The sequence below is a fragment of the Mycobacterium sp. NGS33 genome, from assembly GCF_059812885.1.
This window is the reverse complement of record NZ_JCALDN010000002.1, coordinates 516444-529683: the sequence shown is the minus strand read 5'-3', so window position 1 is coordinate 529683 and position 13240 is coordinate 516444. Positions and strand designations below refer to the sequence as shown.

Annotated in this window: 11 protein-coding genes and 1 pseudogene; 6 read left to right on the top strand and 6 right to left on the bottom strand. The window is 68.0% G+C overall.

What is annotated here, in order from left to right; genetic code table 11:
• Positions 1-10: 10 nt before the first annotated feature.
• Positions 11-2206: a 1,4-alpha-glucan branching protein GlgB gene (gene glgB / locus AC5Y5B_RS06515; protein WP_112631858.1), complete on the top strand. Its 2196-nt coding sequence runs from the start codon at positions 11-13 to the stop codon at positions 2204-2206.
• A gap of 3 nt (positions 2207-2209) precedes the next feature.
• On the opposite strand, the gene AC5Y5B_RS06510 is transcribed toward glgB, so the two are convergent.
• Positions 2210-3127, bottom strand: a complete 918-nt coding sequence (locus AC5Y5B_RS06510) for a tetratricopeptide repeat protein (RefSeq protein WP_112631859.1) — start codon at positions 3125-3127, stop codon at positions 2210-2212.
• Positions 3128-3307: 180 nt separating this feature from the next.
• Entirely contained in the window at positions 3308-4489 is a 1182-nt protein-coding gene (locus tag AC5Y5B_RS06505; protein WP_500004432.1) for an acetyl-CoA C-acetyltransferase, read from the bottom strand.
• An 89-nt stretch (positions 4490-4578) separates the two neighbouring features.
• On the opposite strand from AC5Y5B_RS06505, the gene mce reads away from it, so the two are divergent.
• Positions 4579-5046, top strand: a complete 468-nt coding sequence (gene mce / locus AC5Y5B_RS06500; protein WP_082972021.1) for a methylmalonyl-CoA epimerase — start codon at positions 4579-4581, stop codon at positions 5044-5046.
• A 10-nt stretch (positions 5047-5056) separates the two neighbouring features.
• Here mce and AC5Y5B_RS06495 read toward each other — a convergent pair whose 3' ends face one another.
• Together AC5Y5B_RS06495 and nucS are read right to left on the bottom strand one after the other, a co-directional pair.
• Positions 5057-5365, bottom strand: coding sequence for an Rv1322 family protein (locus AC5Y5B_RS06495; protein ID WP_500004429.1), 309 nt, complete (start codon positions 5363-5365; stop codon positions 5057-5059).
• Positions 5366-5388: 23 nt separating this feature from the next.
• Entirely contained in the window at positions 5389-6060 is a 672-nt protein-coding gene (gene nucS / locus AC5Y5B_RS06490) for an endonuclease NucS (RefSeq protein WP_112631862.1), read from the bottom strand.
• Positions 6061-6105: 45 nt separating this feature from the next.
• Between nucS and AC5Y5B_RS06485 the strand changes: the two genes are divergently transcribed.
• Both AC5Y5B_RS06485 and AC5Y5B_RS06480 read left to right on the top strand, forming a co-directional pair.
• Positions 6106-7740: an adenylate/guanylate cyclase domain-containing protein gene (locus AC5Y5B_RS06485; protein WP_500004427.1), complete on the top strand. Its 1635-nt coding sequence runs from the start codon at positions 6106-6108 to the stop codon at positions 7738-7740.
• Between the two features lie 60 nt (positions 7741-7800).
• Positions 7801-8169 (top strand): hypothetical protein, encoded by a 369-nt coding sequence (locus AC5Y5B_RS06480; RefSeq protein WP_289176288.1) that lies wholly within the window; start codon positions 7801-7803, stop codon positions 8167-8169.
• Positions 8170-8196: 27 nt separating this feature from the next.
• Here AC5Y5B_RS06480 and AC5Y5B_RS06475 read toward each other — a convergent pair.
• A pseudogene (locus AC5Y5B_RS06475) lies at positions 8197-9434 on the bottom strand (MFS transporter).
• A gap of 81 nt (positions 9435-9515) precedes the next feature.
• On the opposite strand from AC5Y5B_RS06475, the gene AC5Y5B_RS06470 reads away from it, so the two are divergent.
• The gene (locus AC5Y5B_RS06470; protein ID WP_500004425.1) at positions 9516-10412 is read left to right on the top strand and encodes a LysR family transcriptional regulator; all 897 of its coding nucleotides are present in this window, start codon (positions 9516-9518) and stop codon (positions 10410-10412) included.
• 22 nt (positions 10413-10434) lie between these two features.
• Here the strand turns inward: AC5Y5B_RS06470 and AC5Y5B_RS06465 are convergent, their stop codons facing one another.
• Positions 10435-11508: a GGDEF domain-containing protein gene (locus tag AC5Y5B_RS06465; RefSeq protein WP_112634339.1), complete on the bottom strand. Its 1074-nt coding sequence runs from the start codon at positions 11506-11508 to the stop codon at positions 10435-10437.
• Positions 11509-11732: 224 nt separating this feature from the next.
• Here AC5Y5B_RS06465 and AC5Y5B_RS06460 point away from each other — a divergent pair, with 224 nt between their 5' ends.
• Positions 11733-13220 carry an AlkA N-terminal domain-containing protein gene (locus AC5Y5B_RS06460; RefSeq protein WP_500004422.1) on the top strand — a complete coding sequence of 496 codons (1488 nt, stop codon included), beginning with the start codon at positions 11733-11735 and terminating at the stop codon, positions 13218-13220.
• Positions 13221-13240: the final 20 nt, after the last annotated feature.

The window sequence follows — 13240 nt, the reverse complement described above, 5'->3', positions numbered from 1 at the left end:
TGAAAGGGACATGAGCCAAGCCGACCAACTCGCTCGGACGCACTTGGCGCCCGATCCGGCCGACCTGTCGCGCCTGGTCGAGGGCACGCACTACAACCCACACAGCATTCTGGGCGCCCACGAGTATGACGATCACACCGTCATCCGGGCGTATCGCCCGCATGCGGTCGAGGTCGTCGCGCTGGTCGGCGATGACCGATTCCCGTTGCAGCACATCGAATCCGGCCTGTTCGGTGTGGTGTTGCCGTTCGTCAACCTGATCGACTACCGGCTGGAGATCACCTATCAGGGCGCCGAGCCCTACGTCGTCGCCGACGCCTACCGCTTCCTGCCCACCCTGGGCGAGGTCGACCTGCACCTGTTCGGGGAGGGGCGCCACGAGCGACTCTGGGAAGTTCTCGGCGCGCATCCGCGCTCGTTCACCACGGCCGACGGCGTTGTCACCGGAGTGTCGTTCGCGGTGTGGGCGCCCAACGCCAAGGGCGTCAATCTGATCGGCGAGTTCAACGGCTGGACCGGTAGCGAAGCTCCGATGCGGGTGCTGGGCTCATCGGGGGTTTGGGAACTGTTCTGGCCCGGCTTTCCCCTCGAGGGCCTGTACAAATTCCGGGTGCACGGGGCCGACGGTGTCGTGACCGAACGCGCCGACCCCATGGCGTTCGCCACCGAGGTGCCGCCGCACACCGCATCCCGGGTGACGCGCAGCACCTACACGTGGGAAGACGCCGACTGGATGGCCGAGCGCGCGCAGCGCAACCCGGTGTTCGAACCGATGAGCACCTACGAGGTTCACCTGGGTTCCTGGCGCCCGGGCCTCAACTACCGCCAGCTGGCTCGCGAGTTGACGGATTACGTTGTGGAACACGGGTTCACACACGTCGAGCTGCTACCGGTCGCCGAGCATCCCTTCGCCGGGTCGTGGGGCTACCAGGTGACGTCGTACTACGCGCCGACATCGCGATTCGGCACCCCCGACGAGTTCCGGGCCCTGGTCGACGCGTTACACCAGGCCGGCATCGGCGTCCTCGTCGACTGGGTTCCGGCGCACTTCCCCAAGGACGCCTGGGCGCTCGCACGCTTCGACGGCACCCCGCTTTACGAGCATTCCGACCCTCAGCGTGGTGAGCAGCTCGACTGGGGCACTTACGTATTCGACTTCGGCCGCCGGGAGGTGCGTAACTTCCTGGTTGCCAACGCACTGTTCTGGCTCGAGGAATTCCACATCGATGGCCTTCGGGTGGATGCGGTCGCCTCCATGCTCTACCTGGATTACTCCCGCCCCGAAGGTGGTTGGACCCCCAACATCTACGGCGGCCGCGAAAACCTCGAGGCCGTGCAGTTCCTGCAGGAGATGAACGCCACGGTGCACAAGACCGCCCCGGGCATCGTCACCATCGCCGAGGAGTCCACCTCATGGCCGGGCGTGACGCGACCGACAAACCTTGGCGGCCTGGGCTTTTCGATGAAGTGGAACATGGGCTGGATGCACGACACGCTCGACTACATAAGCCGCGATCCCATCTACCGCAGCTACCACCACCATGAGATGACGTTCTCGATGCTCTATGCGTTCAGCGAGAACTATGTGCTGCCGATCAGCCATGACGAGGTGGTGCACGGCAAGGGCACGTTGTGGGGCCGGATGCCGGGCAACAATCACGTCAAGGCGGCCGGGCTGCGCAGCTTGCTCGCCTACCAGTGGGCGCACCCGGGCAAGCAACTGTTGTTCATGGGACAAGAATTCGGCCAGCGCGCCGAGTGGTCCGAGGAGCGGGGCCTGGACTGGTGGCAGCTCGACGAGCAAGGGTTCTCCAACGGGGTGCTGCGCTTGGTCCGCGACCTCAACGACATCTACCGCAGCCACCCGGCGCTGTGGAGCCAGGACACCGTGCCGGACGGCTACTCCTGGATCGACGCCAACGACTCGGGCAACAACGTGCTGAGCTTCCTGCGCTACGGCAAGGACGGCTCGGTGATGGCGTGCGTGTTCAACTTCGCGGGTGCCGAGCACGGTGGGTACCGGCTGGGCCTGCCGTCGGCCGGGCGGTGGCGCGAGGTGCTCAACACCGACGCCACGGCCTACAACGGTTCGGGGATCGGCAATATGGGTGGCGTGGACGCCACGGAAGACCCCTGGCACGGCCGGCCGGCCTCGGCGCTGCTGGTGCTGCCGCCGACGTCGGCGCTGTGGCTGGCCCCCGAGTAACCCTCAGTACAGCGCGTTGGCGAGGTTGCGCCGCCCGGCGACAACCTCGGGATCGGCCGGGTCGAAGAGCTCGAACAGCTCGACCAGCCGGGTGCGCACCCGGGTGCGATCGTCGCCGGATGTGCTGCGCACCAAGGCGATCAGGCGATCGAAAGCCGGTCCGACGTCCTGGTTGAGGATCTGCACGTCGGCCGCCGCGAAGGCGGCGTCGATGTCGCCCGGCGCGGCGTCGGCGACGGCCACGGCGTCCGGTCGTTGCGCGGTTGCGCGCGTGAGGAAGTCGATCTGCCGGATCGCGCCCTTGGCTTCAGCGCTAGCAGGATTGGCGTCCAGGATCGACTGATACGACGCCTTGGCCGCCTCGAAGTCGCCGTCTTCGAGTTGTTGACGGGCCGCGGCCAGCTCCGGGTCAACCGCCTCCGCCTCTGCGGAACCCGTTGAACCCCTGAGCTTTCCGGCGGTCGCCGACAGAATCTGATCCAGCCAGCCGCGCAATTGCTCGGCCGGCTGCATGCCCTGGAAACTCGAAATCGGCTGACCCGCGGCCAACGCCACCACGGTCGGGACGGCGTCGACGCCGAATATCTGCGCCACCCTGGGCGCGACATCGACGTTGACCGTGGTCAACGACCACTTGCCGTTGTCCTCGGCGGCCAGCCCGGCGAACGTGTCGAGCAGCTGGACACACGCATCGCTGCGCGGCGACCACAACAGCACAACGACGGGCACTTCCTCGGACCGCAGCAGCACCTCGGCCTCGAAATTGGCCTCGGTGACCGCGATGATTCCGCGGTCACCCTCGGCGGCCGACGGCGTGGCCCCTGCGGCGGGGCTGCCCGCGGGCTGGGCCCGCTGCTTGAGACCGGAGAGATCGACCGCACCAGCCAGGGCGGGGCCGATAGAAGGTCGCGGACGAGTCACGCCGTCAAGTTTGTCATGCGGGCGGGCTACCCATCCACCCGGTGGCGGAGCCGCTCAGACCGCGGCACGACGGGCCGAAAATGGGCACCGAAAAGCCCTGTGATCGGCAAATATGACGAAGATCACACCCGGCCACCGGCGTGCCGCGCCAGCAACGTCGGCAAACGTCCCGATGGGCGGCTAGCCCGCGCGCAGAATCAGGGCGTCGCCCTGCCCGCCGGCCCCACACAGCGCCGCGACGGCGTATCCGGAGCCGCGCCGCGACAGTTCCAGCGCGGCGTGCAGCGTGATCCGCGCTCCCGACATCCCGATCGGATGCCCGACGGCGATCGCGCCGCCATTGACGTTGACCAGGTCGGGATTCACGCCCAGTTCGCGGGTCGAGGCCAGCGCCACCGCGGAAAACGCCTCGTTGATCTCGATGACGTCGAGTTGGTCGACGGAGATGCCCTCACGGCCGATCGCCTTCTTGATCGCGTTGGCGGGCTGCGACTGCAGGGTGGAATCCGGTCCGGCCACCACGCCGTGCGCGCCGATCTCGGCCAGCCAGCTCAGCCCCAGCTCCTGCGCCTTGGCCTTGCTCATCACCACTACCGCGGCGGCGCCATCGGAGATCTGGGAGGCCGAGCCGGCGGTGATGGTGCCGTCACGACGGAATGCCGGCTTGAGGCCGGCCAGCGACTCGGCGGTGGTGTTGGCGCGGATCCCCTCATCCTCGGTGAACTGCAGCAGATCACCCTTGCGCTGAGGGATGTTGACCGGCACCACTTCGTCGGCGAAGACGCCGTCCTTCCAGGCCGCGGCCGCCTTCTGGTGCGACCGGGCAGCGAACTCGTCCTGCTCTTGGCGGGTGAATTGGTCGACATCGTTGCGCTGCTCGGTGAGCGCGCCCATCGGCTGGTCGGTGAACACGTCGTGCAGACCGTCGTAGGCCATGTGGTCCAGCACCGTCACGTCGCCGTACTTGTAGCCCGAGCGGCTGTCCATCAGCAGGTGCGGCGCCTTGGTCATGGACTCCTGGCCGCCGGCCACCACCACGTCGAATTCCCCGGCGCGAATGAGCTGGTCAGCCAGCGCGATGGAGTCGATGCCGGACAGGCACATCTTGTTGATCGTCAGCGCCGGAACGTCCCAGCCGATGCCGGCCGCCACGGCCGCCTGCCGGGCCGGCATCTGGCCGGCGCCGGCGGTCAGCACCTGGCCCATGATCACGTAGTCGACCGCCGAGGCCGGCACATTGGCCTTTTCCAGCGCCCCGGCGATCGCGATCGCCCCCAGATCGCTGGCCGAAAAGTCCTTCAGCGAACCCATCAGTTTGCCGATGGGTGTCCGCGCTCCAGCAACGATCACCGACGTCGTCATGACTGTCTCCTAAGGCCTACTAGGCGCTCCCTCGAGGGCCGTTTCGGCCTCCCGGAGAAGCGCAATCTTTGCCGCCAGGTTACCGTTATGTGATGACGACCGATCAAGTTGACGCCCGTCAGATCCTGGCCACCTCACTGGTGACGGCGATCGATCACGTCGGCATCGCAGTCGCCGACCTGGACGCCGCCATCGACTGGTACCACGACACCCTCGGCATGATCCTGGTGCACGAGGAAGTCAACGAGGAGCAGGGAATCCGCGAAGCCATGCTGGCTGTGCGCGGCGCCCCGGCGGGCACCGCACAGATCCAGTTGATGGCCCCGATCGACGAGTCCTCGACGATCGCCAAGTTCCTCGACAAGCGCGGCCCGGGCATCCAGCAGATGGCCGTTCGGGTCAGCGACCTCGACGCCTTGGTCGCCCAACTTCGCGAGCAGGGTGTGCGGCTGATCTATGACGCACCCCGTCGCGGCACGGCAAACTCCCGGATCAACTTCATCCACCCCAAAGACGGTGGCGGAGTTCTGATCGAGCTCGTCGAACCGGCCGCCTGAGACCGGCCCTTCACGACCACTTCCTGGTGGGACCGCGGGTAGCGCGGTGCGCCCAGCAGGGCGTGTGCCAATGGCGGCGGTCCGCCACTCGGCCCGGCCCTCCCGCGAGCGTCGCATCGGTGGGCCACACCACCAGATGCGCCGAGCCCGAATGTATTTCGTGGTCACAGCCGGGGCACCGATAGGTCTTGGTCGCGCGGGCCGCCGTTACTGGCCGGACCTCGTAGTCGTGCCCGTCCGGGCCGACCTCCACCCGGTGCAGCGCCGGCGGTGGCGTGGGCGGCCGCTGCCGACGGGGCGGGGTGCGGCGCCGAGCCATCCGGTTAGTGTAGTGGCGAACCCTCAGAACAGCCGGTACTCGTCGCTGTCCATCCCCCGCATCTTGTCGTAATCCAATGTCAGACAACGGATACCACGATCGGTGGCCAGGGTGCGGGCCTGCGGTTTGATCTGTTGGGCGGCGAACACTCCGCGCACCGGCGCGAGCACGGTGTCGCGGTTGAGCAGCTCCAGGTACCGGGTGAGCTGCTCGACGCCGTCGATCTCGCCGCGGCGCTTGATCTCCACCGCCACCGAGCCACCGCGTTCGTCGCGGCAGAGCAGGTCGACGGGACCGATGGCGGTCATGTATTCGCGACGAACCAGCGTGTATCCCTCGCCGAGCAATTGCACGTGCTCGGCGAGGAGCGCCTGCAGATGCGCTTCGACGCCGTCCTTGACCAGGCCGGGGTCGACGCCGAGTTCGTGGCTGGAGTCGTGTTCGATCTCCTCGACGGTGATGCGCAGCTGTTCGCCCGCCTTGTTCTCGACCACCCAGACCGGCGCCTGATCGCCGGCCTCCTCGGTCAGCCAGCACGGGGGGCTCATCCAGTTCAGCGGCTTGTAAGCGCGGTCGTCGGCGTGCACGCTGACCGATCCGTCGGCCTTGAAGAGCAACAACCTGCGCGCGGAGGGCAGATGCGCGGTGAGCCGGCCGACATAGTCCACGGTGCATTGAGCGATCACTAGACGCACCCGACTCACCTTAGAGCGTGGCCGACAAATTAGGCTGACGCCACCATGTCGGCCAACCAGTCCGTGGCGCAGCGAATAGGCCGGGTGCTCGAGCGGGTCACCCGACAGAGCGGCCGTCTGCCCACGACGCCTGCGTACGGCTCCCTGCTGCTCGGCCGGGTGTCGGAAAGCCAGGGCCGTCGCCGGGTGCGCATCCAGATCATCATGACCGTTCTGGTGCTGGGAGCGAACCTGCTCGGGATCGGCGCCGGGCTGATCCTGGTGATCGTCGCCATCCCGGCGCCGAGCATCTTCGACGACGCACCGGCGTGGCTCACCTTCGGGGTTGCGCCGGCCTACGTCGTGCTGGCGCTGACGGTGGGCACGGTGTGGATCACCCGCAGGACGGTCCTGGCGTTGCGTTGGGCGATCGAGGAGCGCACTCCGACTCCCCAGGATGAACGCAACACGTTCATCGCCCCGTGGCGGATCGCGCTGGTCGACCTCATTCTCTGGGGAGCCGGCGCGGTGCTGTACACGGTGCTCTACGGGATGGTCAACACGTTGTTCATCCCACGCTTCCTGGTCGGGGTGAGCTTCTGCGGCGTTCTGGTGGCGACCGGCAGTTATCTGCTCGCCGAATTCGCATTGCGTCCGGTGGCGGCTCAGGCGCTCGAGGCGGGCCCGCCGCCCCGGCGACTGGCCGCCGGCATCATGGGCCGAACCATGACGGTGTGGTTTCTCGGTTCGGGTGTTCCCGTCATCGGCATCGCGCTGCTGGCGCTATTCGAGATCTGGCTGAACAACCTCACCGAGACCCAGTTCGCGGTCGGCGTGCTGATCGTGTCGGCGGCCGCGCTCATCTTCGGCTGCATCCTGATGTGGATCCTGGCGTGGTTGACGGCCACACCGGTGCGCGTGGTGCGGGCGGCGCTGCAGCGCGTCGAAAAGGGTGACCTGCGCGGCGAATTGGTGGTATTCGACGGCACCGAACTCGGCGAGCTGCAACGCGGCTTCAACGCGATGGTCGACGGACTGCGCGAGCGCGAACGAGTTCGCGATCTGTTCGGACGCCACGTGGGGCGCGAAGTGGCCCTCGCCGCCGAACGCGAGAAGCCGAAGCTGGGCGGCGAAGAACGCCATGTGGCCGTCGTATTCATCGATATCCTCGGGTCGACGCAACTGGTGACGAGCCAACCTTCGGCCGAAGTCGTTGCGGTGCTGAACCGTTTCTTCGCGATCGTGGTCGAAGAGGTGGACCGTAATTGCGGGCTGGTCAACAAGTTCGAAGGCGATGCGTCACTGGCCATCTTCGGAGCGCCGAACCGCCTGGAGAATCCCGAAGACTCGGCCCTGGCCGCCGCGCGGTGCATCGCCGAGCGGCTGGCCGGCGAAATGACCGAACTGGAGGCGGGCATCGGCGTGGCCGCGGGGCAGGTCGTCGCCGGAAACGTCGGCGCCAAGGAACGCTTCGAATACACCGTGATCGGTGAGCCGGTCAACGAGGCGGCCCGGTTGTGCGAGCTGGCCAAGTCGCACTCGAGCCGGTTGCTCGCGACGGCCGACGCCATCGAGCGTGCCAGCGAAACCGAGCGGGCGCGTTGGTCTCTGGGCGACAGCGTGACCCTTCGCGGCCACGAACGTCCCACCCGACTGGCGCTGCCCGCAACGGCTGATGACGCGTCGGCCGGACGCGGTTGATATCGGGCCGGAATGGGTAGAGGGACACCAGAACTGACCCCTCTAGAGATTGGTTGGCACATGACCGGTAGTGGAGTCACCCGTGCTTCGCTCGCCGCGGGAATCGCCGCGGCGATCGCCCTGAGTTCATTGACCGCGGGTTGCAGCTCGGGCAACAACAACAAGAACCCCAGCACATCAACCGTCACCACCACCGTCACCACACCGGCCAGCGTCACCACGACGGCGCCGTCGGCGACCGGCGGCCCGGGTGGCGGTGGACCCGGCGTCGGGCCGGGTGGCGCCACCACCGCCGGACCGGGTGGTTCGGGTGCCGGCGCCGGGCCCGGTGGGGCCAGCGCGGGCGTGCCGGGCGCCGGGGCCTCCGCGGGACCGGGCGGAGCGGGTGCCTGCGCCGGTGGCGTGTGCGCCGGAACGCCTCCCGGCTGATGCCGTCTGGCTAGCGCAGCGGGCGGATCATTGGGCGACGGCGACGGCGAGGCGCCGGTTGGGGCTAGATCCCCTCTCCCGCACCAGCATTGCGACGAGCACTGCGCCGGCCGCCAGCAGCGCGCCCACAAACCACACGGTCGCCGGCCAGCCGCCGACGCCGTAGACGAGACCGCCCAAGGCGCCCGCCACCGACCCGCCCAGGTAGTAGCTGAACAGGTACAGCGCGGACGCCTCCGCGCGGTCGCGGTGGGCCACCGCGCCCACCCAGCCGCTGGCGACGGTGTGCGCGGCGAAGAATCCGCCGGTGAACACGCCGACACCGACCACGATGACGGCCAGCGCGTGCGGGATGGTCAGCAGCAGGCCGGCCGCGGTGATCGGTAACGCGTAGCCGAGCACCAGCCTTCGCCCCCTGCGGTCGGCGAGGCGCCCGGCCACGACCGACGTCGCGGTGCCCACCAGGTAGAGGACGAACAACACGCCGACCACCGAGGATGCCAATCCGAAGGGCCGGTCGGTCAGTCGGTACCCGAGGTAGTTGTAGACCGTGACGAACGCCCCCATCACCACGGACCCCAGCGCAAACAGCTTCAGCAGCACGGGGTTTCGCGCATGCGCGGCGAGGTTGCGCACGGTGTCGCGCACGCTTGCCGCCTTCGGGGTGAAGAACTGCGACCTGGGCACCAACCGCGCGAACACGGCCGTGCCGGCCAGCGTCAGCACCGAGCACACCAACAGCGCGACCCGCCAATTGCTGACGTCGACCACCAGGGACGGCACGATCCGCCCGACCAGCCCACCAACCGTCGTCCCCGCGACATAGCGGCCCATCGCTGAACCGAGCGAGGAGCCATGCACTTCCTCGGCCAGGAATGCCATGGCGACCGCCGGGATGCCGGCAACGCGACGCCGTGCAGCGCGCGTCCCGCCAGCAGCACGCTGAGGGACGGACTCAGCGGCAACAACAGCCCGATGACGCTGGACGCTATGCCTGACGTGAGCATCACGGTGACGCGCCCGTAGCGCTCGGATAGCGCGCTGGCGGGGATGATCGACACCGCCAACATGCCCGTCGTCAGTGAGATCGTCAGCGCCGCGGTGGCCGGCGTGATCCGGTAGGCCGCCGACAACGCCGGGAGAAGCGCCTGCGTGCAGTACATCGCCGCGAAACTGGACAACCCGGCGCCGTACAGCGCGATCGTCATTCGCCGGTATCCCTTGGATCCGGCCCGATGCGCGACGAGCTGAGGCATGGCCACCATGCTTCGGCCGGCGTGACCAAAAAGGAAATGAATTATTTCCTGACTTATGATGCAGATGGTGCATAAGCGGAGGTGGCTGCGGTGGCGGAGGGCGACTACGAGTGGTTCATCACACTCGCCGAATTGCAGCACGTCACGGCCGCGGCGCAGCAGCTCCACGTCGCCCAGCCGACGCTGACCCGGATGCTGGCTCGCCTGGAACAGCAGGTGGGAGTGCCGCTGTTCGACCGGCACGGCCGACGCCTTGCCCTCAACACGTACGGGCGGATCTTCTACGAGCACGCGCGGCGGGCCCAGCTGGAGCTCGATTCGGCCAGGCGCGCCATCGATGACCTGACGAACCCGGCCCTCAGCGAGATCCGGTTGGCCTTCCTGAGTTCGTTCGGGTCGACGGTGGTTCCGCGCTTGATCGCGCGATTCGGGGAATCGGCACCGCGGGTGACGTTCACGCTAGAGGAGGGGCCCGCCGAATCGATCGGCGATCGTGTGCGGTCCGGCGTCGTCGACATCGGAGTGGTATCACCGCGGCCGCGCAAGCGAACGCTGGCCTGGCGCAGCCTGTTTCGTCAACGGCTCGGTATCGCCGTGCCCCAGGGCCACCGGTTCTCGCACGATGCGACGGTGTCCATGATCGATCTGGCCGACGAGCGCTTCGTGACCATGCGCCGCGGATTCGGCATGCGCGGACTGCTCGACGAGCTCTGTGCCGCAGCGCAATTTCGGCCCCGGATCGGCTTGGAAGCCCCGACCCTCACGACAGTCGCCGGCCTGGTCGCCGCCGGCCTGGGCGTCAGCCTGGTGCCCATCGACGGCAGCGAGTACGCGCCGGGGGTGCGCGTGCTGCGGCTGGCCGACGCCGACGCCTACCGCGACGTCGGCATGGTCTGGAATTCCGATCGACCGCTGTCTCGCTCGGCACGCGACTTCATCGCGGCCGCCGCCGCGGTAGAGCACCACCCGACGAGCCCGACCAGCTGAACGCGACGTGCGCGGGCGCGGCTCAGACCGCGATCTGGTGGTGGCGGGTCTGGTTGCCGCCACACCGCTTCGCCTCATACATCGCGGTGTCGGCGTGGGCGACCAACTGGTGAAACGCGTGCTCGGCGTAGTCCGAGACGACGCTGCTCAACGCCAGGGTGGCGATCCCGACGCTGGCCGTCACGGACACGTCCACTCCCGCCACGGCGTCACAAAGCTGCCGGCCCCACTCCGGCAGCTGTTCGGTCGTCACGATGTCGGCGACCAGGAATTCCTCCCCGCCGACGCGACCGACGATGGCGCTCTCCCCGCATGCGCCTGTCAAGGTGTCCGCCACCGCGATCAGCGCCTCGTCGCCGGCGGCGTGCCCGCGGCTATCGTTGAGCTCTTTGAAGCGGTCCAGATCGACCATGGCCACCGCCAGGAACATGTGATGGGCGCCGGCCAGCATCCGGCCGACGATCGCCCGGTCGCAGGCCCTCCGGTTCAACAGCCCGGTCAGGGGGTCGCGGTTGGAGCGCAAAAGATCAATCCAGAGCGCGCGCACGATGACTTGAATGGCGAGCGGCACGACGACGTTGAGCTCCAGGACCAGGAAGTAGCCGGTGAAGGCCAGCAACGCCTGTCCCGTAGCCGCCAGTCGTATCGCCTGCCAGACCCCGATGCCGCATGCCACGCAGAAGTTCACCGCCATCAGCCTGGTGGTGTGGAAGAACGCGATGTAGCCGCCGGTCACCGCTAGCGCCGAGCACGACATCAGCCCGACGAGTGGCTGGGGCTGCCACAGACAACCGCCACCGATGGAAACACAGCCGGTCATGATGTAGAAAATGGACTGGCGCCGAGTGGGCCACCCGCTCAACCACAGCACGGCCATGCCCAAGCCGATCACGGCGGACACGAGGGAAACCACCAGCGCCACAACCGGATACAATGGGACGGGGCCCCAAAACACGTTGACCGGTACCAACACCAACGAGGCGGCCACCACGGCCAAAATCCTGCGGGTACTGGTGCTCAATCCATGCGCTTGCAAATAGCCTGTCAGCCAATCGAAATGGTCCTCTTGGCCCCACCAGGTCGCCACCCGCTTCATCGGTTCGCCTTTCCCCGAACTCGCTCACCCGTCGGGTCACACCACCAGAACCAGCGAGCCGGATCACAGTAAATACCATCGGGCGCGGTAAAAGCCTGGATTGGACGAGAAAGGCGCATCAGTAGGGTGAGCCGCCGACGTGGTCGATCGGCCGTCCCGGCGCATCCCACGACGATGTCGGTTTTCCGCCAGTTTTGTCGGTCGCCGGGTGTAAGTCTGGAACCGTGCACGACGATTTCGAACGCTGCTACCGCGCGGTCCAGTCCAAGGACGCCCGGTTCGACGGCTGGTTCGTCACCGCGGTGCTGACCACCCGGATCTACTGCCGGCCCAGCTGCCCGGTGCGGCCCCCGTTCGCCCGTAACGTGCGGTTCTATCCGACGGCCGCCGCCGCGCAGCGCGCCGGCTTTCGCGCGTGCAAGCGGTGCCGACCCGACGCCTCCCCAGGGTCCCCGGAGTGGAACGTGCGGGGCGACATCGTGGCGCGAACGATGCGGCTGATCGCCGACGGCACGGTGGACCGTGCAGGGGTCGCCGGCCTGGCCGCCGGCCTCGGCTACACCACCCGGCAGCTGGAGCGCCTCCTGCAGGCCGAGGTGGGGGCAGGTCCGCTCGCCCTGGCCCGCGCGCAGCGCGCGCAAACCGCGCGCGTGCTGATCGAGACGACGAATCTGCCGTTCGGCGACGTCGCCTTCGCCGCCGGCTTTTCCAGCATCCGTCAGTTCAACGACACGGTGCGCTCGGTGTTCGAGAACACACCGAGCGCGCTGCGGCGGCGCGCGGTGACACGCCCCGCGTCGGCCCCGAATTCGCCTGGCACGGTGTGCCTTCGGCTCCCGGTACGAACGCCCTTTGCATACGCCGGTGTGTTCGGTCATCTGGCGGCGGGCACGGTGCCCGGGTGCGAGGAGATCCGCGATGGCGCCTACCGGCGAAGTCTGCGCCTGCCGTTCGGCAACGCGATCGTCGCCCTGACGCCCGCCGTCGATCACGTCCGTTGCGTGCTCGTGCTCGACGACTTCCGCGACCTGACGACGGCCATCGCGCGCTGCCGGCGCCTACTGGACCTCGATGCCGACCCGGAAGCCGTGGACGAAGCGCTCAGCGCGGACGAGGACTTCAGCGCCGTCGTAGCCAAGGCGCCCGGGCAGCGAATCCCGCGCACGGTCGACGAGGCCGAACTCGCGGTCCGCGCGGTGCTGGGCCAGCAGGTGTCCACCAAGGCGGCGAGCACGCACGCCGGCCGCCTGGTCGCTGCCTACGGGCAGCCGATCAACGATCCGCAGGGATCGTTGACCCACACCTTCCCGTCGGTCGAGCAGCTGGCAGAGATCGACTCCGTTCATCTGGCGGTGCCCAAAGCCCGGCAGCGAACGCTGAGCGCCCTGGTCGCCGGCCTGGCCGACGGAAGCGTCGTGCTGAGCGCCGGGTGTGACTGGGACAGGGCCCGAACACAACTGCTCGCCTTGCCCGGGGTCGGCCCGTGGACCGCGGAGGTCATCGCCATGCGCGGCCTCGGCGATCCCGACGCGTTTCCCGCCAGCGACCTGGGCTTGCGCGTGGCCGCCAAACAGCTGGGCCTGCCGTCCGACGACCGATCCCTTGCCGCCCACAGTGCGCGGTGGCGCCCATGGCGTTCCTATGCCACCCAATACCTTTGGACCACTCTCGAGCATCCGGTAAACCAATGGCCGCCGCAGGAGGTCGCATGATTCGCCCCGCCGAGGATGCA

Bases quoted from the DNA above. Each gene is read 5' to 3' on its own strand.
- glgB (WP_112631858.1), top strand. From the start codon at position 11: ATGAGCCAAGCCGACCAACTCGCTCGGACGCACTTGGCGCCCGATCCG.
- AC5Y5B_RS06505 (WP_500004432.1), bottom strand. From the start codon at position 4,489: ATGACGACGTCGGTGATCGTTGCTGGAGCGCGGACACCCATCGGCAAA.
- AC5Y5B_RS06495 (WP_500004429.1), bottom strand. From the start codon at position 5,365: ATGGCTCGGCGCCGCACCCCGCCCCGTCGGCAGCGGCCGCCCACGCCA.
- AC5Y5B_RS06485 (WP_500004427.1), top strand. From the start codon at position 6,106: ATGTCGGCCAACCAGTCCGTGGCGCAGCGAATAGGCCGGGTGCTCGAG.
- AC5Y5B_RS06480 (WP_289176288.1), top strand. From the start codon at position 7,801: ATGACCGGTAGTGGAGTCACCCGTGCTTCGCTCGCCGCGGGAATCGCC.
- AC5Y5B_RS06465 (WP_112634339.1), bottom strand. From the start codon at position 11,508: ATGAAGCGGGTGGCGACCTGGTGGGGCCAAGAGGACCATTTCGATTGG.